An 18,781-nucleotide genomic window follows, 5' to 3' on the forward strand; every position below is an offset into this window, starting at 1 on the left:
CGCAAGCAGGATGTGCTCCCGCGTCTGCGGCATCGGACCGTCCGCAGCAGAAACCACAAGAATGGCGCCGTCCATCTGCGCCGCACCCGTGATCATGTTCTTCACGTAGTCCGCGTGCCCAGGGCAGTCGACATGCGCATAGTGACGCTTCTGCGTCTGATACTCAACGTGCGCCGTGTTGATCGTGATGCCGCGCGCGCGCTCTTCAGGCGCCTTGTCAATCTGGTCATAGGCCATGAACGTCGCACCACCCGTCTCGGCCAGCACCTTCGTGATCGCCGCCGTCAGCGACGTCTTGCCGTGGTCAACGTGACCAATCGTGCCAATGTTGCAGTGCGGCTTGTCGCGGTTGAATTTCTCTTTGGCCATCGGATGTCTCCGTTCTCAGCTTTGACTTAGGCGTATTTCTTCTGGATTTCCTGAGCGACGTTGCTCGGAACCTGTTCATAATGGTCGAACTGCATGGTGTAGCTCGCACGACCCTGGCTCATCGAGCGGAGCGTGTTGATATAGCCAAACATGTTGGCCAGCGGCACCATGGCATTCACGATCTGGGCGTTGCCGCGCGTGGTGGTACCCATGATCTGGCCACGCCGGGAATTGAGGTCACCGATGACGCCACCAAGATACTCCTCAGGGCTCGTGACCTCGACTTTCATCACGGGCTCAAGCAACACGGGGTTGGCCTTCTGCAGGGCCTCACGCAGTGCCGCGCGAGACGCAATTTCGAACGCGATCGCCGAGGAGTCCACCTCATGGAACGCGCCGTCGATCAGCGCAACCTTCACGTCCACCACGGGGAAGCCGATCAGTGAACCCGACGACATGACGGAATTCAGACCCTTTTCGACGCCGGGGATGAACTCCTTCGGCACCGAGCCGCCGACGATCTTGGACTCGAACTCGTAGCCGGCGCCCTTTTCATTGGGCTCCACCTCGAAGATCACGCGGGCAAACTGACCCGTGCCGCCGGTCTGCTTCTTGTGGGTGTAGTCGATGCGGGTCGGCTTGGTGATGGTCTCGCGATATGCCACCTGAGGAGCGCCCACCTGCACTTCCACCTTGTGCGTGCGTTTCAGAATATCGACCTTGATATCAAGGTGAAGCTCGCCCATGCCCTTGATGATGGTTTCACCCGACTCCGAGTCGGTCGAAACGCGGAACGACGGATCCTCCGCCGCAAGCTTGTAAAGCGCGGTGGCCATCTTTTCCTGGTCACCCTTGGTCTTGGGCTCGACCTTCATCTCGATGACCGGGTCGGGGAACTCCATCTTTTCCAGGATCACGGGCTTGGCGGGATCGCACAGCGTATCGCCGGTGCGGGTATCCTTGAGGCCAACGAGGGCCACGATGTCGCCAGCATAGGCTTCCGAGATTTCCTCGCGGTTGTTGGCGTGCATCAGCACCATGCGGCCCACCCGCTCGGTCTTCTCGCGGGTCGAGTTCAGCAGCCCGACGCCCTTGCTGAGCACGCCGGAATAGATGCGGCAGAAGGTGAGAACGCCATACTGGTCATCCATCAGCTTGAAGGCCAGCAGCGACAGCGGTTCGGTGTCGGACGACTTGCGCACCGTCTCCTCGCCCGTCTTGGGATCGATGCCCTTGATCGCGGGACGATCGAGCGGCGAGGGAAGATAATCGACCACCGCGTCAAGAAGCGGCTGAACACCCTTGTTCTTGAAAGCCGACCCGCAGAGAACCGGAAAGAAGTGGCCCTCGATCACTGCCTTGCGAAGAAGCTTCTTGATGGTCGGGTTGTCGATCTCCTTGCCATTGAGATAATCCTCCATGGCCTGGTCGTCGAGCTCGGAGCACGCCTCGATCATGTCGGCGCGGGCCTGCTGCGCCGCCTCGAGCAGATCCGACGGAATGTCTTCGTCGTGGAACTTCGCGCCGAGGGCCTCGTCTTCCCAGACCACGGCCTTCATGCGGACAAGGTCGATGATGCCCTTGAAATTGGCTTCGGCCCCGATCGGCAGCTGGATCGGCACCGGCTTGGCGCCAAGCCGCTCCTTGATGTCCTTGATGCACTGCTCGAAGCTGGCGCCGGTCTTGTCCATCTTGTTGCAGAACACAATGCGCGGAACGCTGTACTTGTCGCCCTGGCGCCACACCGTCTCGGTCTGGGGCTCAACACCCTGGTTGGAGTCCAGCACGCAGACCGCGCCGTCGAGCACGCGCAGCGAACGCTCAACCTCGATGGTGAAATCAACGTGGCCAGGCGTGTCGATGATGTTCATCCGCTTGCCGTTCCAGAAAGCGGTCGTGGCGGCCGAGGTGATGGTGATGCCGCGCTCCTGCTCCTGCTCCATGAAGTCCATGGTCGCGGCGCCGTCATGCACTTCGCCGATCTTGTGGCTCTTGCCGGTGTAGTAAAGGATACGCTCGGTGGTCGTCGTCTTGCCGGCATCGATGTGGGCCATGATGCCGAAGTTACGATAGTCCTCGAGTTGGTGGGCGCGGGGCATGATCTCTCTGTCCTGTGGCTCTTACCAGCGGTAGTGCGAGAAGGCGCGGTTCGCCTCCGCCATCTTGTGGGTGTCTTCGCGCTTCTTCACGGCCGTGCCACGGTTGGAGGCCGCATCGAGCAGTTCGCCCGACAGACGGTCAACCATGGTTGTCTCGTTGCGGCCGCGCGCTGCGGTGATGATCCACCGGATTGCCAGAGCCTGGCGACGCTCTGCGCGAACCTCGACCGGAACCTGATAGGTGGCACCGCCCACACGACGGGAGCGCACCTCGATGGCCGGCGCCACATTGTTCAGCGCCTCGTGGAATACCTGCAGGGGGTCCTGCTTGGCCTTGGTCTGGATCTTGTCGAAGGCGCCGTAGACGATGCCCTCGGCGACCGACTTCTTGCCCTCGTACATAAGGTTGTTCATGAACTTGGAAACGACGAGATCGCCGAACTTCGGGTCCGGGTTGATTTCACGCTTCTCGGCGCGATGACGACGCGACATGGATCAAATCTCCCGGATCTTACTTCGGACGCTTCGCGCCGTATTTCGAACGGCGCTGACGGCGCTTGACGATGCCCTGCGTGTCGAGCACGCCGCGGATGATGTGGTAACGAACGCCCGGCAGGTCCTTGACGCGGCCACCACGGATCATGACAACCGAGTGTTCCTGCAGGTTATGGCCCTCACCGGGGATGTAGCTCACCACCTCGAAGCCATTGGTCAGGCGAACCTTCGCCACCTTGCGCAAGGCCGAGTTCGGCTTCTTCGGCGTGGTGGTGTAAACGCGCGTGCACACGCCGCGCTTCTGCGGGCAGGCCTGCATCGCCGGGACCTTGTTGCGATAGGTCGGCGCCTGGCGCGGCTTGCGAATAAGCTGGTTGATCGTCGGCATTGTGGCCTTGTCTCTACCTTCGAACCCGATTGCACATAACAAAAACACCGACACGATCCGGGCTCTTGGACCGCGCAGTGCTCCAAAACCAGAGGACCCACGGGGCCGATCGGGCCTCAGGGTCGTGACCTTGAATGTTCCGTCTTCGCCGTCCCCGGAAGCGTCTCGATGCGCGAAACACCGACTGCCTGCCATTGGAAAGCGTGGGCCTTCTACGATCCGGAGCGCGCGCTGTCAACCCCAAAAGAGGCCGGTTTCTCGGCCCTGCGCGGCTTTTTCAGGCCCCGAAACCCGTATTCGATCGGCGGGGCCTCGGTCCAGCGAACCATCGAATCGACCGTGGCCACACAGGATCACTGCAACTTTCTATTGCATATACGGCCATCACCGGTTCCGAGGATGCCCGCCCAGACACCCACTATGCCAAGCAAGCTTATAAATCCTGCAGAAACGGCATACCCATCAATTGCGATTGACGCAGAGTTAAGATAGTATTTTTTCATGTCAGCACCTCTGAACCGGGTGACCATCTACACAAATCGCATTCCCGAGATGGTGGCGTTCTACGGCCGGCATTTCGGCTATGCAACGCTTGAAATACCTGGAGACCGACTGATCGAACTGCGTCCGCCCGGCCCAGGCCTGATCATCCAGTTGCATCAGGCTGGCAAGGGACGGAAACAAGGCCAGTCTCTGGTCAAGCTGGTGTTTGATGTCGAGGATGTCCCGGCCTTCTGCCAGGCGGCGAAGAAAAAGGGCCTCACCTTCAGCACTCTTCACAAGAGCGATGGCTACGTCTTCGCCAATGCCAGGGACCCGTCAGGCAACCCGATCGCGGTGTCCGGGCGGGCGTTCCGGAGAACCTGAGGCGGATCTCGGAGGGCAGACCACCGGTCCGCACGATCTCCGGAAACTGGCGCTACGGCCCGGACGGGCCACGGGCTTTTCTGTTTGTCCCCGTCATGACGCCCGACCCGATCCTGCTTGTGCCTGCCGCCGCGCTGATCATTTGCGCGGCCATCGTGCGCGGCTATTCCGGTTTCGGCTTTTCGCTGCTGGCAATCACCGGCCTGTCACTGTTCTATCCACCGGCCAAGGCAATCCCGGCGATCTTCATGCTGGAGCTGGCGGCCAGCCTGCATCTGCTGCCGTCCATCTGGAGGGAGATCCACTGGCGCTCGCTCGGCTGGCTGATGGCGGGAGCCCTGCTCGGCACCCCCGTAGGCGTTTATGCGCTGGCCAACTTCGCCTCCACACCGATGACCATCGCGCTGGCCGGCTTCGTGCTGCTGGCGGCAGCGCTCCTGTGGAAGGGCTTCGCCCTGCGCAAAATGCCCTCGGCCCCGGCAACCTTCGCGGTGGGCACGGCGACAGGCATGGCCAATGGCGCCTTCGGTCTCGCCGGGCCGCCTGTCATCCTGTTCTATTTCGCAAGTCCGGCGGGCCATGCGGCCGGCCGCGCCTCGCTCATCGCCTACTTCCTGTTCACCGATGCCGTGGCGCTGGGCTTTCTCGCCCGCGAGGGGCTGGTGACGCGCGAGGCGGGCCTGCTGGCGCTTGTCTTCCTTCCCTTTCTTTTGGCGGGCGTGTGGCTGGGCGCCCGCAGCTTCAAATCCGCCGACCCCGCCCGCTTCCGCAAGATCGTGCTGATTGTCGTGGCGGTGCTTGCGCTGATCACCGCCGCCAGGGCGGGGCTGGCGATATAGCGGCATTCGACTCTCTTAGGCCCCTCGCCCGCAGGCCGGTGCAAGCAGACGACAGCCGACCATGAGCCGACCAGAGAGACCTCCGCCAGGCATCCTCAGGCCAGCCTTCGTCAAAAGCGATGGAACAGTTTCGAATTGCCGAACGTTTGATCGACCGCTGGGCAACCATTGGCATTGCCTAGGTGAATTTTACTGTATATAGACTATCTATTGTTTTATTCTAATTGCAGGGTGCAGGCCATGAAGCGCTGGCTGTCTCCGTTACGCGACTCAGAAATCATCGCGTGCATCGATACACTTTGCGATGAGTTTGAAGGTATAAGCGGTTCGATCTCCTATCCCGGCGGAAATCTTTCAATTCCTCTGACAGATAATGAGACGGCAGAAAAGTTGAAACAAGTTAACGGTTTTGCCATAAGTAGTTTTCACATTCAATACGGACAGTACAACTTAAGTTACAATCTGAATCACAACCAGAATAGCAGCCCTCTAGCTCTGATTGAAGTGTCACTTGGAACGAACAGTGGCACTCCTGGCCAATCCAATTTTTATTTCGAATGTATGCGACTACTCGTTGTTCCCCCTCCACTAGTAATTGAGAACGACTCACGGATGACGCTGGCAAGTTTCAAGCAAATTGAGACGGCGTTAGGAGGAGCCGTCAGTCAGTTTGCTAAGTTACAGCGCGATTATCAAATCGCAAGCGATGAAATGCGCCGCATGCACCTTGAGGAACTAGAAGCGGAACGGAAGAACTACCAAAATCGAGAAAGCCAGAAAGACCAAGAATTGCTTGTTGAAAGACAGAAGCTAGCCGAGCAGCAAAGGCAGCTAGACGATAGATCTAATACCCATGTCCGCCGGGAGATAAGAAAGGAGTTGAAGAACGCCATTTCCGAATCTCTCAACGATACAAGCTTGACTGCTGGCTTCGACAAAAATCGACGCTCCGTTCGATACTATTACTTTGGGGGACTATCCATTATTGCACTTTTCGCATTGTTGAATTACTATTTTATTTGGCTGGCGTTCTATGAAGGTTCGACTACCCAGAATGTTTTGATCGGTGCTCAATGGTGGCTGGGTGCTAAAGCCGCAGTGGCAACTGTGTCATTCGTGGGTTTCTTGTTATTGTTCTTGAAATGGGAAACCCAGTGGCTGAGACAGCAAGCAAATTTTGAGTCCATTCTCGCTTCGACCAAGATTGATATCGATAGAGCTAGCTGGATCGCGGAAACGCTTTTGGAGTGGAACCGCGCAAGTCCAGAGAAAGACATTCCAGAAGAGCTATTGCAGAGCTTCACTCGGAGGCTTTTTGACTGGGATGGTCGTGTGGAAGAGAACGCATCAGAATCTTTAGCTTCAACCATCCTCGGAGCCGCCGGCAAATTACAGATCGGCCCTCAGGGCACGCAAGTCGAATTCGGAAGGCGGGGCGTCAAAAAGCTTATTAATTCAGACGAATAGAGACATGTGTGGTATCAATCAGGTGATGAGTGATACGGTTCTCGCAGCGCGAAAGAGGGCCAGAGTTCGTTACCAGCAATATCGAACTTCAGCGTTTTCTTATGCTTACTCCATCGCGACTAGAATCTCGGCTTCCGCTGGGGGGGGGGGGGGACGCAGAGCCGGATTTGATCGTCGGGGACGAAATCGAAATGCCCAACTGCCGCCAACTCAAATATCCAGCCCCTCCTCGCTCACGAACTGGGCGCGTTCAGAGATGAAGGCGAAGCGGTCTTCGGGTTTGTTGCCCATCAGCTGTTCCACCGTGCGGGCGGTGGCGGCGCGGGCGGCATCTTCGAGGCTCACCTGCAGGAGGTGGCGCTTCCTCGGGTCCATCGTGGTTTCCTTCAGCTGGCTGGGAAGCATCTCGCCCAGGCCCTTGAAGCGGCTCACCTCCACCTTGCCGCGGCCGGAGAGTTCCTTCGCCATGATCTCCTCGCGGTGGCGGTCATCGCGTGCATAGGCCACCTTAGGCCCCTGGGCCAGTTTGTAGAGCGGCGGCACCGCGAGATAGAGATGACCGTCGTCGATCAGCCTCGGCATCTCGCGGTAGAAGAAGGTCATCAGCAACGAGGCGATGTGGGCCCCGTCTACGTCGGCATCGGTCATGATGATGACCTTGTCGTAGCGCAGGTCCTCCGGGCGATAGGATGAGCCTGTGCCGCAGCCCAGCGCCTGAATGAGATCGGCCAGCTGCTGGTTCTGCGAGAGCTTGTCGCGCGTGGCGGAGGCCACGTTCAGGATCTTGCCGCGTAAGGGAAGAACGGCCTGGGTCTCGCGGTTGCGCGCCTGCTTGGCGGAACCACCCGCGGAGTCACCCTCGACGATGAACAGTTCCGAGCCTTCCTTCTGGCTTGCCGAGCAATCTGCCAGCTTGCCGGGCAGCCTCAGCTTGCGCACCGCCGACTTGCGCGAGACGTCCTTCTCCTGGCGGCGGCGGATGCGCTCGTCGGCGCGGTCGATGATGAAGCCCAGCAGCCTGTCCGCCTGGGCGGGATGGCCGGTCAGCCAGTGGTCGAAATGATCGCGCACAGCATTCTCGACGATGCGCTGGGCCTCAACGGTGGCGAGCTTGTCCTTGGTCTGGCCCTGAAATTCCGGCTCACGGATGAACACCGAGAGCAGCGCGCCCGACGAGGTCATAACATCCTCGGCTGTGATCACCGCGGCCCGCTTGTTCTGGGTGAGGTCGGCATAGCTCCGGATCGAGCGGGTGAGAGCGCTGCGCAGGCCCTGCTCATGGGTTCCGCCCTCGGGCGTGGGAATGGTGTTGCAGTAGGAGGATGAGAATCCGTCATCGCCGCCAAACCAGGCGACCGCCCATTCGACGGTTCCGTGCCCGCCGTCCTTCTCGACCCGCCCCGAAAAAATGTCGTCGACCACGCGCGTCTTGCCTTCCAGGCGCTCGGCCAGGAAGTCCTTGAGCCCGCCGGGGAAATGCAGCACTGCCTCGGACGGCGTCTCGCTGTCCTTGATGAGTGCCGGTTCACAGGACCAGCGGATCTCGACGCCGCCGAACAGGTAAGACTTGGACCGCGCCATGCGGTAGAGCCGCGCGGCCGAAAACGCCGTGTTGCCCTTGCCGAAGATCTGCTCGTCCGGATGAAACGACACTCGCGTCCCGCGGCGGCCGGAGACCTTGCCCAGTTCCTGCAGCTTGCCGGTCGGCTTGCCGCGGCGAAACTCCTGACGGTACAGCTGCTGGCCGCGCGCCACCTCCACCACGACATGGTCGGACAGTGCATTGACCACCGACACGCCGACGCCATGCAGGCCTCCAGATGTCTCGTAGGCGCCGGAGTCGAACTTGCCGCCGGCATGCAGCGTTGTCATGATCACTTCAAGAGCCGACTTGTCCCTGAACTTTGGATGCGGATCGACCGGAATGCCGCGGCCGTTGTCGGTGACCGTCAGATAGCCATCCGTGGTGTAGGAGACCTCAATCCAGTTGGCATGGCCGGCCACCGCCTCGTCCATGGCGTTGTCCAGAACCTCGGCAAAGAGATGGTGAAGCGCCTTTTCATCGGTTCCACCGATATACATGCCGGGGCGGCGGCGAACCGGCTCAAGCCCCTCGAGCACTTCGATGTCGGCGGCGGTGTAGCTTTCCTCGCCACGCGATTTCGCCGGTCCCCTCCCAGACCGCGCCTTGGGCGCATCCGGCAGGTGATCAAACAGGCTGGCTGAGTTCGCAGGCTTGGACGGCTTGGCCATTCATCGATCCGAATCGTTGAGGAGACTGAGTATCCGCCGCAGCCCACCCCTGGCAACACTTGACTTCCCGCCTCCGGGCAAGGCCAAACTCGCCAGCATGACGCTGCAACCTGTGATCATCGGGAATCGCCCCCTGCTTGCAAGGCTGCTGCTGCTGTTCTGGGCGGCGGCGGTCGTGATGGGCGCGTTGTTCGCTCTGGCCGGCCTTCGGCTCCTCGGACCTGGCGAAAAGGGCGGTGCGGCCGTTCTCCTGCTGCTCGGCATGACGCTGAGCCTGGCAGGGATCATCATGTCCGGCCTGTGCTGGCGGATTGCCCGCCTGCGCGGCCCCGCCATCGAACTCACGGCGACCGGCCTTCTCGACCACCGCTTCTCCCCCGGCCTGATCCCATGGGAGGCGCTTACCTGGAAGATCGTGTTCAACGGCCGCGGCTATTCTGTCCAGTTCGACGTCGAACCTGCAAGTCGGACAACACTAAGCATCTACTGGCCACAGCGTGCGCTGGGGCTGTTCAACAGCCTACTGGGGCAGCCCCGCTTCACCCTCGTGGCGCTCGGCACCGGGCATTCCGCTCATGGACTTGGCGACATGCTGGCGGGCTTCAAGCCAGCTGCGGTCTGAGACACCGGGGCAGAACCCGCGCGGTTTGCTTGACAACGGCAACGAAGCAGCGTTTCCTGTCACGAAACAATATTGCTTCGCAGCATATGATTCAACTGGGGGATTGGCCAAGCCTGCTGCGAGGATAAGGGCTGGCCAATGGGAGAAAACGCATGTCAGACCTCAATTCGCGTATTGAGGCCATGTACCAAGGCGATCGCCGAGGTGCTTGGCTGTTCGTGGCGGCCCTCTGGGTCGTCGTCCTCTTCGTTCTGGTGATGTCATGGCCGCACATACCTGACCAGACCGTGCGGATCGTGGTGTTGATCGCGGCGGCTGCCGTTCTGATCTTCAACACCGCCTCGGTGGGCGCCATGCTTCGGCACTATGCCGAGGACAAGGAGTTCATCTACGGACTCGACATCAAGAATCTCGACGCGATGAAGAAGGACCGCTGACCATGGCGCGCTACACACCTCCTGAACAGAGCAGGTTCATGCAATGGGTCGACATCATCTTCGTGGTGCTGGCGATCTTCCTGGCGCTCTGGCTGCCGCTGCAGGCCGGCTGGGCGGGCGTCTCGCGCTCGATCCAGACCATCGAGAATCCCACATGGGAGGCTCTTGGCCAGACACCGGCCCAGGTCGAGCAGTGGGTCAAGCTCGGCTTTGCAGATGCCGCCGCCGCCCATGACATCATCCAGAACAAGTTCGACTATACCATCGACTGGCTGCAGTTGATCATCATGACGGTGGTCATTGCCGGCTATTTCATCTTTCTCTTCAGGGCCTCCGACAAGGAGTACCGCGACGTGATCGATGAGAAGTTCAACGGCAAGGGCAAGTGAGGAGATCAGCCATGTGGATCACAATTGCCAATATCGGCTGGATCGTCTCCGCCGCACTCGTTCTGTGGATGGTCTATGACTGGTTCCGCACCGACACAAGCTTCTCCGAGGAGACCCTGACCTCGTCCCGTGAGGGCGAGATCGAGGCCGTCCAGGAACAGCACAGGGTCTGAGGAGGAACACATGTCAGCCAACACTGCTTCGGCCTCCGCGCCGGTCAAGAAAGTCTCGCTTCTGCGCATTCTCGGTCCCGCCCATGTCTGGGCGCTGGGGGTGGGCATCGTGCTGGTCGGCGAGTATACCGGCTGGAACTTCGCCGCCGATAAGGGCGGAACACTCGCCGCACTGATCATCTGCTGGGTGATCGGCCTGCTCTACACCTCGGTCGCCATGATCGACTCAGAGGTGACCTCCACGGTGGCCGCGGCCGGAGGGCAATACGCCCAGGCCAAACATATCGTTGGACCCCTCATGGCGTTCAACGTAGCGCTCTACCTGGTGTTTGCCTACACCATGCTTGAGGTATCCAACGCGATCCTCATTGCCGACACCATCAAGGCCTACGCCGGAGAAGGTTTCGGTGACTGGCATTACCGCGGCGTCATCGCCACGGTGATCGTTGTGCTCGCGGCCCTCAACTACCGCGGTGTGCTGATGACGCTCAACGTCAACTTCGTGATCACCGCCGTCGCCTATGCCGCCATCATCGTGCTGTTCTTCTCGGTGCAGCCATGGAGCCAGGGCACCATCCTGAAGCTCAACGAGATGGTGACCCCGGAGAATGCCCTGCCCTATGGCTGGATCGGCGTCATTGCCGCCTTCCACTGGGGCATCTGGTATTATCTCGGCATCGAAGGCACCACGCAGGCGGCCGAGGAAGTGCGCTCGCCGGCGCGCTCGCTGCCCTATGGCACCATGGCCGGCATGATCACGCTGCTGATCGGCGCCTCGATCACGTGGTACGTCTGCGCCTCGCTGATGCCCTGGCAGTATCTCGGCTTCACCTACTACCCGCTGCTCGACGCCGGCAAGCTCACGGGCAGCGCCTTGCTTGAAAACATGATGTTCGCGGCAACGATCCTGGCGGCCCTGGCCTCGGCCAACGGCTGCATCAACGATGCCGCTCGCGCCTGGTTCTCGCTGGGCCGGGACCGTTACCTGCCGACCTGGTTCTCGGCGGTGCATCCCACCTATCGCACGCCTTACCGCTCGATCCTGTTTCTGGTGCCCATCGCCCTGGCCTTCGCCTTCATCGCGAACCTTGGCCAGGCGATCACCTTCTCGATCCTGTCGGGCGTGCTGCACTACACCTTCATGAGCGTGAACATCATGATGTTCCGCAACAAGTGGCCGCTGGGAAGCATCCGGCGCGGATATACCCATCCGTTCCACCCGCTGCCCGCGATTGTGCTGCTGGCACTGTGCATCGTGACCTACTTCGCCATCTTCCTTGGCTATGGCGCACAGCTCACGGCCATGGTGGTTTTCTATATCGTCATGTCACTGTGGTTCCACTTCTACCGGTACCGTTATGTGAAGCGCGGCGATCAGTTCACCATGCCCTGGCCGAAGCCACAGGGTTACTGATCTTTCCAACTCCAACTGCGGCCCGCCTTCCGAGGCGGGCCGTTTCATTTCCGGGCGACCTTCCATGTGGCAGACAATTCTGGGCATCGTGCTTGCCGGGCTTCTTGCAGGGCTCCTGGTTCGGCAGGCCATCAGGCGGGCGCGTCAGCGCAAGAGCGAGCCGGACCGGCTGTTCGAGAGGGCACGCACCATCCTGGATCACCCATCCGTCGCGGCAGGCGCCACTGCCGGAACCTATCTGCTCACCGGACGCTTCGCTGGCCATGACGTGCAGGTGAAAGCCGTGACCGATACGCTGGCCCTGCGCAAGCTGCCAAGCCTCTGGCTCATGGTGACGCTGCCAGGCGCCGTTCCGGTCTCTGGCACGCTCGACCTGATGATGCGGCCAACCGGACCTACCAGCTTTTCCAATTTTGACCACCTTCCGACGACGGTGGCCACACCACCCGATTTCCCCGAACACGCCGTCATCCGCACCGACGACCCCGCCCTCATGCCACCGCTCGAGCTCATTCAACCGCACCTCTCAGCGTTCCGCGGGCCCCGCGGCAAGGAACTGCTGATCACGCCAAAGGGCCTCCGCATCGTCGTGCTGCTCGCCGAGGCGGACCGGGCCCGCTATGGCGTGTTGCGTCAGGCAGATTTTGGCGATGCCGTGGTCGACCCAGAACTTCTCGCCAGCTGCCTCTCCGAACTCATTGCCTTGCGCGTTGGCATCGACAACTGGCACACTCGGACTTCATGAGTGACCAACCCGTCAACCCGCGCCTTGCGCTCCTCGCCTCGCTGCTCATACCGGGCGGCGGCCATGTGCTGCAGCGCAAGACCCAGCGCGGCCTCATGTTCCTTTTTTTCACCGTCGTCCTCGGCTGGGTCAGCGTGCGGTTGATGCCCGAAACAGCCAGTTTCTTTTCGCGCCACGTGGGCGGCATTTTCCTTTATGGATTGTCGGTGATCGATTCCTACAAGATCGCCCGCATCAACTGGGAAACCTGGAACTACGCCGAAAGGCAGAAAGCTCTCGACGGGAACAAACAGGATTGAGCGGCTCACCCTTTCATCTCTATAAGCGGCAATGGCATCTGCCGCAGACGATATCAGAAAACCGCTGACAGGAGTTTCGGAGACATGAGCACCTGGCCCCTCCACGCAACTTGGAACGGCCCAATCGTCATGGTTGGTTTCGGCTCGATCGGTCGCGGCACGCTTCCACTCATCCTCCGTCACATTAAATGCGACCCGAAGCGCATCACCGTCATCGATCCCGACCAGTCTCAGAGCCTGCTGGCCGAAAGGCAGGGCGTGTCGTTCATCAACGCCGCGATCACCAAGACCAACTACCGCCAGCTTCTGAAGCCACTGCTCACGGCCGGCCCCGGCCCGGCCTTCATCGTAAACCTGTCGGTCGATGTCGACAGCCTCGCCATCATGCGGCTCGCCCGCGAGACCAGGTCACTTTACATCGATACGGTGATCGAACCGTGGCCCGGTGTCTACTACAACACCAAGCTTCCCCAGGCAGACCGCACCAACTACGCAATGCGCGAACGCATGCTGGAACTGAAACGCGAGCTTGGACCTGGCCCTACCGCAGTGTCCTGCTGCGGCGCCAACCCTGGCATGGTGTCATGGTTCGTCAAGCAAGCCCTGATGGATATTGCCCGCGACACCAACGTCAAGGTGGCGCAACCGCAGACGCGGGAGGGCTGGGCGAAACTGATGAAAAGGCTCGGCATCAAGGGTATACATATCGCCGAACGCGACACCCAGCGCGGCAAGAAGCCAAAGCCGTTTGGAACCTTCGTCAACACCTGGTCGGTGGAGGGCTTCATTTCCGAGGGCCTGCAGCCAGCCGAACTTGGCTGGGGAACCCATGAGAAGAAACTCCCGCCCGCGGGACGCCGGCACAGGGCGGGCTGCGGCGCTGCGATCTATCTCGAACGGCCGGGAGCCGATACACGGGTTCGCACTTGGACACCGACCGAAGGCGCGCATTTCGGGTTCCTGGTCACGCATAACGAGGCGATCTCGATTGCCGACTATTTCACCCTGCGGGAGGGCCGCAAGGTCGTCTACCGACCCACCTGCCACTATGCCTACCACCCCAGCAACGATGCCGTGCTTTCCTGGCATGAGCTGCTCGGGGCTGGCGGACGCCGTCAGAAGGAGTCGGTGGTCATCGACGAGAAGGACATCGCTGACGGCCGCGATGAACTCGGCGTGCTTCTCTATGGCCACAAGAAGAACGCCTATTGGTTTGGCTCCCAGCTGTCGATCGAGGAGGCACGCAAGCTGGCCCCCTATCAGAGTGCCACGGGCCTGCAGGTCACCTCGGCGGTGCTCACGGGAATGATCTGGGCCATAGAGAACCCCGATGCGGGCATCGTGGAGACCGACGAGATGGACTATCGCCGCTGCCTCGACCTTCAGACCCCGTATCTCGGGCCAGTCCGCGGCGTCTATACGGACTGGACGCCACTCGAGTCCGTCGTCGAACTCTTTGCTCCCGACCTTGACCGCAAGGACCCGTGGCAGTTCCAGAACATCCTGGTGAAGTAGACGCAACGTGAACCACCCTCAGTCAACCATGCAATCCAGGAAGATCACCGTGCTCCGTTCGGCCCTCATCGCCACCAGCCTTTTACTGACACTCGCAACACCCATCACCGCCGCCCCGCGGCACGGTATCGCCATGATGGGCGAGCCGGCACTGTCGGAGGGCTTCACTCATCTTCCCTATGCCAACCCCGACGCCCCGAAAGGTGGCGAGCTCCGCCAAGCCGTGACCGGTTCCTTCGACAGCGTCAATCCCTTCATCGTGAAGGGCCAGGCTGCCGCCGGTCTGCGCGGTCTTGTGTTCGAGAGCATGCTCGGCCGCAACTGGTCGGAGGCCTTTTCGCTCTATGGTCTGCTCGCAGAGAGCATCGAGGTCTCGGACGACCGCCAGACCTTCACCTTCAGGCTGAGGCCGGAGGCCAGGTTCTCCGACGGCACCCCGGTCACGGCGGCAGATATCGTCTTCTCGATGGAGACACTACGCGACAAGGGCCGCCCGAATTTCAAGAATTCCTACTCGAAGATCACCAAGGTCGAAACGCCCGACGCGCGCACCATCAGCTTCACACAGGAGGCCGGAGATCGTGAGTTGCCGCTCATCCTGGGCCTGATGCCGATCATCTCCAAAGCCTACTGGCAAGGCAGGGATTTCGCCACGACGACCCTTGACCCCATCACCGGATCGGGGCCCTATGTGATTGCAAACGTGAAGGCTGGCGAAACGATCGTTTATCGCCGCAACCCCGATTACTGGGGCAAGGATCTTCCCTTGAACAGGGGGTTGTGGAACTTCAACGAGGTGCGCTTCGACTACTATCGCGATTCCAATGCCGCCTTCGAGGCCTTCACATCAGGACTGGCCGACATCCGCGTTGAGACAGATCCGGTACGCTGGAACACCGGCTATAACGTCCCGGCAGTCCAGTCTGGTCAGATCACGCTCGAAAAAATCGAACAGAAGACCCCGGCCCCGACGACTGGGTTTGCCTTCAACACGCGGCGCCCGATCTTCGCCGACCCGCGCGTCCGCGAGGCGCTGGTCATGGCCTTCGATTTCGAGTGGGCCAACGCCAATCTCTTCGCCAATGCCTATCGGCGCACCTATGGTTACTTCAGCGGATCGGAACTCTCCTCGCAAGACCGGCCCGTGGATGAGCGCGAGAAGCTGGTGCTGGGCGAGGCGCTGGCCAAATTGCGGCCGGACTTCGTTGCGGGTACCTACAAGCTGCCGGTCAGCGATGGCTCGGGAAGAGACAGGAAGATCCTGCGCGAGGCCGTCACCCTGCTGGGTCAAGCAGGCTGGACAGTGACCGACGCCGGGCTCGTCAACGCCAAGGGTGAGCCCTTTGCCTTCACCATCACCGTGCAGAACAAGGACCAGGAGAAGATCGCACTGCACTATCAGCGCACATTGAACGCAATCGGTATCAAGGCGGCAGTGCGGGTTGTCGACTCCGCCCAGTTCTCCGCCCTCCAGACAAGCTATGATTACGACATGATCCCGGTGAGCTGGTTCAACTCCCTGTCGCCCGGCAACGAGCAGGTGCTTTACTTCGGGTCCGACGGCCGCACCACGGAAGGAACCCGCAACTATCCCGGCATCGCCGATCCCGGCGTCGACGCGGCCATCAAGGCGATGCTCAACGCCAAGACCAGAGAAGATTTCGTAGCAGCGGTGCGCGCCGAAGACCGCCTGCTCGTCTCCGGCTTCTACATCATTCCCTTCTATGACGCGGGCGGCCAGTGGGTCGGGCGCTGGAAGCACATCGGTCGGCCGGACGTCCAGCCGCTGGCCGGTTTCGAGACGACGACGCTCTGGCGCAATCCGTGACGGTAAAGCGGGTGCAGGCCCCGCTGCACCTCAATCTCGCCCAACACTGCCTGGCGGGCAAGCCCGCCGACAAGACAGCTCTGATCGTGGTCGATGCTGCCCGACCACACCGTTGGAGCTACGGCGCGCTTGAGGATGAGGTGCTTCGCCTCGCCGGGGGGCTGCGAAGACAGGGCGTTGAGACTGGCGCGCGGCTGATGATCCGCATGGGTAACTCGCTCGACTATGCTCTCACTTTCTTTGCCGCCAATGCGGCGGGCGCTATTCCCATTCCGGCCTCGCCCCTGCTCACGCCGCGCGAAGTATCGGTGCTGCTGGCCGACAGTGGCGCCAGCTTCATGGCCTGGGATGGCAAGCTCGCGCTGCCGGAACTGGCGGGCATCAGGCTCTTGACACCAGATGACCTTTCCCGCCTGAAGCGGACGCCGCGCGGCGACTACGCAGCGACCCATGCCGATACACCGGCCTATCTCGTTTATACATCAGGCACCTCGGGCAGGCCGAAAGGCGTTCTGCATGCCCAGCGCGCGATCCTCGGGCGCCAGCCGATGTATCAGGGATGGTCCGGGCTTGCGGCCGACGATATCCTGCTTCACACCGGCGCGCTCAACTGGACCTATACTCTTGGTGTAGGGCTGTGCGACCCTTTCGTGCAGGCCGCAACCGCCGTCGTCTACACGGGCCCGGCTGATCCGGCCGTCTGGCCGCGCCTTGTTGCCGATCACAACGTTACCATCATCGCATCCGTGCCGGGCATTTATCGCCAGAGCCTGCGGGCCGGCCTTGGCCGGTCTCCCAGCCTTCGCCACGGCCTCACGGCCGGCGAGTCCCTGGCGCCCAGCATCCTCGAGTCCTGGCGCAGCGCAACAGGCTGCGAGCTCTACGAGGCGCTGGGCATGAGCGAAATCTCGACCTACATCTCGTCGGGTCCTTCGGTTCCGGTTCGGCCCGGGTCACCGGGAAAGCCGCAAGCAGGCCGGAAGGTGCGGCTTCTGCCGGATGGCGAGATCGCCATTCACCACAGCGACCCCGGCCTGTTTCTTCAGTACTGGGGTGATGAGGAGGCCACAGGTGCAGAGTGGTTTGCCACCGGCGACATCGCCGATATCGATGCCGATGGCTACGTCTGGTATCACGGCCGGGCGGATGACCTGATGAATGCAGGGGGCTTCCGCGTATCGCCCCTCGAGGTCGAGACCGTGCTCGTGCAGCACCCGGCCGTCGCCGATGCTGGCGTGCGCGAGTGGAAGGTGTCGGACTCCTCCAGCATCGTCGCCGCCTTCATCGTGCCGCAGCCAGGCGCCGGTACGGATGAGGCTTCCATCCTCGCATTTGTGCGCGAACGGCTTGCTGCCTATAAGTGTCCGCGGCAAATCTGGTTCGTGCCGGCCCTTCCGCGAACCGCAAACGGCAAGCTGATCCGGAAGGCACTGGAGAAACCCTGACCCATGCAAGGCCCCTTCACTGTCGATGTCATCTCTGACGTCATCTGCCCTTGGTGCTTCCTTGGAAAGCGGCAGCTCGATGCTGCCCTGACACAGCTTGCGGGGCTCGACGTGCTGGTGCGCTGGCGGCCTTACATGCTGGATCCCACGATCCCGCCGGAGGGGCTTGACCGCCAGGCCTATCTCCTCGCCAAGTTCGGGCCTGACCGGCTTGCAACTCTCCACGACCCGATCATCGCGGCCGCACGGGACCTGGCGGTTCCCTATGACTTCGCCGCCATCAGCCGAACACCCAATACGCTGGATGCCCACCGACTCATCCGCTGGTCGCATACAGCCGCGCGACAGCAAGAGGTCGTGGAGCGGCTGTTCATGGCCTATTGGAGCGAGGGACAGGATATCGGCGAGATATCCGTGCTCGCCCGCTGTGCCGGCGAGGCCGGCCTCAACGCGGCGCAGATCTCCGAACTGCTGGCCAGTGACCAGGACGTCGCCGAGACGAGGGCCGAGATCCGTCATGCAGCCGACATGGGTGTCACGGGTGTACCGACCTTCATTCTTGCCCGGCGCTTCGCCCTGCAAGGCGCCCAGACGCCGGAGGTGCTCGCCGATGCAATCATGCGAACCATGCAGTCCGACCAGGAATGAGCACGACCGAAACCCATAGTGGGGGCTGCCAGTGCGGCGCAATACGCTACCGGATCGACGGGCCGCTCCGGCCAGCTGGCTTCTGCCACTGCCGAATGTGCCAGAAGGCATTTGGCAATTTCGGTGCGGCTCTGACCGGCGTCGGGCTAGACGCGCTGCACTGGACCCGCGGACAGCCTGCCATCTTCCGGTCCTCGCCCGTCGTTGCGCGGGGCTTCTGCCGTGACTGCGGCACGCCGCTCTTCATGCTGGAGGACGGCTGGCCGATCATAGAGATCGCCGTCGGCACGCTGGATGATCCCTCAGCAAGTCCGCCGGACCATGTGGTTGGCGTTGAGAGCAAACTCAGCTGGGCCGACGGTCTCGCAGATCTGCCGGGCCGGCGGACGGATCAGGACCGCAACGCCCAGGACATCATGAAGCTCCGCTCGCTCCAGCACCCTGACCACGATACCACCAGTTGGCCACCGGAGAACCGCGACTGACCTG

Annotated in this window: 20 protein-coding genes; 15 read left to right on the plus strand and 5 right to left on the minus strand. The window is 61.3% G+C overall.

The genetic code is table 11. The annotated features are described in order from the left end of the window. From ACILRN_RS01680 to rpsL, 4 genes are all read right to left on the minus strand, one after another. Positions 1 to 369, minus strand: a 369-nt coding sequence (locus tag ACILRN_RS01680; RefSeq protein ID WP_395684933.1) for a GTP-binding protein, incomplete at its 3' end; no start/stop codon positions are given. A 26-nt stretch (positions 370 to 395) separates the two neighbouring features. Next, the gene (gene fusA, locus ACILRN_RS01685) at positions 396 to 2,468 is read right to left on the minus strand and encodes an elongation factor G (protein ID WP_395684935.1); all 2,073 of its coding nucleotides are present in this window, start codon (positions 2,466 to 2,468) and stop codon (positions 396 to 398) included. 21 nt (positions 2,469 to 2,489) lie between these two features. Next, complete coding sequence (gene rpsG / locus ACILRN_RS01690) at positions 2,490 to 2,960, minus strand: 30S ribosomal protein S7 (protein ID WP_395684937.1); 471 nt, start codon at positions 2,958 to 2,960, stop codon at positions 2,490 to 2,492. A gap of 19 nt (positions 2,961 to 2,979) precedes the next feature. After that, positions 2,980 to 3,351: a 30S ribosomal protein S12 gene (gene rpsL, locus ACILRN_RS01695; RefSeq protein ID WP_111200369.1), complete on the minus strand. Its 372-nt coding sequence runs from the start codon at positions 3,349 to 3,351 to the stop codon at positions 2,980 to 2,982. A gap of 501 nt (positions 3,352 to 3,852) precedes the next feature. Between rpsL and ACILRN_RS01700 the strand changes: the two genes are divergently transcribed. The 3 genes from ACILRN_RS01700 (at position 3,853) to ACILRN_RS01710 (ending at position 6,524) form a co-directional block, all read left to right on the plus strand. Further along, on the plus strand, positions 3,853 to 4,218 hold the full coding sequence (locus ACILRN_RS01700) for a VOC family protein (protein ID WP_395684938.1): 366 nt from the start codon (positions 3,853 to 3,855) through the stop codon (positions 4,216 to 4,218). A 95-nt stretch (positions 4,219 to 4,313) separates the two neighbouring features. Beyond that, the gene (locus ACILRN_RS01705) at positions 4,314 to 5,057 is read left to right on the plus strand and encodes a sulfite exporter TauE/SafE family protein (RefSeq protein ID WP_395684940.1); all 744 of its coding nucleotides are present in this window, start codon (positions 4,314 to 4,316) and stop codon (positions 5,055 to 5,057) included. 240 nt (positions 5,058 to 5,297) lie between these two features. Next, a complete protein-coding gene (locus ACILRN_RS01710) occupies positions 5,298 to 6,524 on the plus strand; it encodes a hypothetical protein (RefSeq protein WP_395684942.1) in 1,227 nt (408 codons plus the stop codon). A gap of 210 nt (positions 6,525 to 6,734) precedes the next feature. Here ACILRN_RS01710 and parE read toward each other — a convergent pair whose 3' ends face one another. Next, entirely contained in the window at positions 6,735 to 8,777 is a 2,043-nt protein-coding gene (gene parE, locus ACILRN_RS01715) for a DNA topoisomerase IV subunit B (protein WP_395684943.1), read from the minus strand. Positions 8,778 to 8,874: 97 nt separating this feature from the next. On the opposite strand from parE, the gene ACILRN_RS01720 reads away from it, so the two are divergent. The 12 genes from ACILRN_RS01720 (at position 8,875) to ACILRN_RS01775 (ending at position 18,777) form a co-directional block, all read left to right on the plus strand. Beyond that, positions 8,875 to 9,399: a hypothetical protein gene (locus ACILRN_RS01720; protein ID WP_395684945.1), complete on the plus strand. Its 525-nt coding sequence runs from the start codon at positions 8,875 to 8,877 to the stop codon at positions 9,397 to 9,399. Positions 9,400 to 9,551: 152 nt separating this feature from the next. Further along, positions 9,552 to 9,836, plus strand: coding sequence for a hypothetical protein (locus ACILRN_RS01725; RefSeq protein ID WP_395684946.1), 285 nt, complete (start codon positions 9,552 to 9,554; stop codon positions 9,834 to 9,836). A gap of 2 nt (positions 9,837 to 9,838) precedes the next feature. Next, positions 9,839 to 10,225, plus strand: a complete 387-nt coding sequence (locus ACILRN_RS01730; RefSeq protein WP_395684948.1) for a hypothetical protein — start codon at positions 9,839 to 9,841, stop codon at positions 10,223 to 10,225. An 11-nt stretch (positions 10,226 to 10,236) separates the two neighbouring features. Further along, entirely contained in the window at positions 10,237 to 10,398 is a 162-nt protein-coding gene (locus ACILRN_RS01735) for a hypothetical protein (RefSeq protein WP_395684950.1), read from the plus strand. A 10-nt stretch (positions 10,399 to 10,408) separates the two neighbouring features. Beyond that, a complete protein-coding gene (locus tag ACILRN_RS01740) occupies positions 10,409 to 11,812 on the plus strand; it encodes an APC family permease (protein ID WP_395684951.1) in 1,404 nt (467 codons plus the stop codon). A 64-nt stretch (positions 11,813 to 11,876) separates the two neighbouring features. Then, complete coding sequence (locus ACILRN_RS01745) at positions 11,877 to 12,557, plus strand: hypothetical protein (protein ID WP_395684953.1); 681 nt, start codon at positions 11,877 to 11,879, stop codon at positions 12,555 to 12,557. Further along, positions 12,554 to 12,856 carry a DUF6677 family protein gene (locus ACILRN_RS01750; protein ID WP_395684955.1) on the plus strand — a complete coding sequence of 101 codons (303 nt, stop codon included), beginning with the start codon at positions 12,554 to 12,556 and terminating at the stop codon, positions 12,854 to 12,856. The genes ACILRN_RS01745 and ACILRN_RS01750 overlap by 4 nt, the downstream gene beginning before the upstream one ends. Before the next feature lie 84 nt (positions 12,857 to 12,940). Continuing rightward, positions 12,941 to 14,371 carry a homospermidine synthase gene (locus ACILRN_RS01755; RefSeq protein WP_395684957.1) on the plus strand — a complete coding sequence of 477 codons (1,431 nt, stop codon included), beginning with the start codon at positions 12,941 to 12,943 and terminating at the stop codon, positions 14,369 to 14,371. Positions 14,372 to 14,420: 49 nt separating this feature from the next. Then, a complete protein-coding gene (locus ACILRN_RS01760) occupies positions 14,421 to 16,199 on the plus strand; it encodes an extracellular solute-binding protein (RefSeq protein WP_395684959.1) in 1,779 nt (592 codons plus the stop codon). Next, positions 16,196 to 17,644 (plus strand): acyl-CoA synthetase, encoded by a 1,449-nt coding sequence (locus ACILRN_RS01765; protein ID WP_395684961.1) that lies wholly within the window; start codon positions 16,196 to 16,198, stop codon positions 17,642 to 17,644. Before ACILRN_RS01760 ends, ACILRN_RS01765 begins: the two co-directional genes overlap by 4 nt. A 3-nt stretch (positions 17,645 to 17,647) precedes the next feature. Further along, positions 17,648 to 18,292 carry a DsbA family oxidoreductase gene (locus tag ACILRN_RS01770; protein WP_395684963.1) on the plus strand — a complete coding sequence of 215 codons (645 nt, stop codon included), beginning with the start codon at positions 17,648 to 17,650 and terminating at the stop codon, positions 18,290 to 18,292. Beyond that, positions 18,289 to 18,777 (plus strand): GFA family protein, encoded by a 489-nt coding sequence (locus ACILRN_RS01775; protein ID WP_395684965.1) that lies wholly within the window; start codon positions 18,289 to 18,291, stop codon positions 18,775 to 18,777. The genes ACILRN_RS01770 and ACILRN_RS01775 overlap by 4 nt, the downstream gene beginning before the upstream one ends. Positions 18,778 to 18,781 lie beyond the last annotated feature (4 nt).

It is taken from the genome of Aestuariivirga sp. (assembly GCF_044238155.1).
GTDB lineage: Bacteria > Pseudomonadota > Alphaproteobacteria > Rhizobiales > Aestuariivirgaceae > Aestuariivirga.

What these genes read in the sequence shown, in the direction of transcription:
- fusA (WP_395684935.1), bottom strand. Translation starts at nt 2,468, where the DNA reads ATGCCCCGCGCCCACCAACTCGAGGACTATCGTAACTTCGGCATCATG.
- rpsG (WP_395684937.1), bottom strand. Translation starts at nt 2,960, where the DNA reads ATGTCGCGTCGTCATCGCGCCGAGAAGCGTGAAATCAACCCGGACCCG.
- rpsL (WP_111200369.1), bottom strand. Translation starts at nt 3,351, where the DNA reads ATGCCGACGATCAACCAGCTTATTCGCAAGCCGCGCCAGGCGCCGACC.
- ACILRN_RS01700 (WP_395684938.1), top strand. Translation starts at nt 3,853, where the DNA reads ATGTCAGCACCTCTGAACCGGGTGACCATCTACACAAATCGCATTCCC.
- ACILRN_RS01705 (WP_395684940.1), top strand. Translation starts at nt 4,314, where the DNA reads ATGACGCCCGACCCGATCCTGCTTGTGCCTGCCGCCGCGCTGATCATT.
- ACILRN_RS01710 (WP_395684942.1), top strand. Translation starts at nt 5,298, where the DNA reads ATGAAGCGCTGGCTGTCTCCGTTACGCGACTCAGAAATCATCGCGTGC.
- parE (WP_395684943.1), bottom strand. Translation starts at nt 8,777, where the DNA reads ATGGCCAAGCCGTCCAAGCCTGCGAACTCAGCCAGCCTGTTTGATCAC.
- ACILRN_RS01720 (WP_395684945.1), top strand. Translation starts at nt 8,875, where the DNA reads ATGACGCTGCAACCTGTGATCATCGGGAATCGCCCCCTGCTTGCAAGG.
- ACILRN_RS01725 (WP_395684946.1), top strand. Translation starts at nt 9,552, where the DNA reads ATGTCAGACCTCAATTCGCGTATTGAGGCCATGTACCAAGGCGATCGC.
- ACILRN_RS01730 (WP_395684948.1), top strand. Translation starts at nt 9,839, where the DNA reads ATGGCGCGCTACACACCTCCTGAACAGAGCAGGTTCATGCAATGGGTC.
- ACILRN_RS01735 (WP_395684950.1), top strand. Translation starts at nt 10,237, where the DNA reads ATGTGGATCACAATTGCCAATATCGGCTGGATCGTCTCCGCCGCACTC.
- ACILRN_RS01740 (WP_395684951.1), top strand. Translation starts at nt 10,409, where the DNA reads ATGTCAGCCAACACTGCTTCGGCCTCCGCGCCGGTCAAGAAAGTCTCG.
- ACILRN_RS01745 (WP_395684953.1), top strand. Translation starts at nt 11,877, where the DNA reads ATGTGGCAGACAATTCTGGGCATCGTGCTTGCCGGGCTTCTTGCAGGG.
- ACILRN_RS01750 (WP_395684955.1), top strand. Translation starts at nt 12,554, where the DNA reads ATGAGTGACCAACCCGTCAACCCGCGCCTTGCGCTCCTCGCCTCGCTG.
- ACILRN_RS01755 (WP_395684957.1), top strand. Translation starts at nt 12,941, where the DNA reads ATGAGCACCTGGCCCCTCCACGCAACTTGGAACGGCCCAATCGTCATG.
- ACILRN_RS01770 (WP_395684963.1), top strand. Translation starts at nt 17,648, where the DNA reads ATGCAAGGCCCCTTCACTGTCGATGTCATCTCTGACGTCATCTGCCCT.
- ACILRN_RS01775 (WP_395684965.1), top strand. Translation starts at nt 18,289, where the DNA reads ATGAGCACGACCGAAACCCATAGTGGGGGCTGCCAGTGCGGCGCAATA.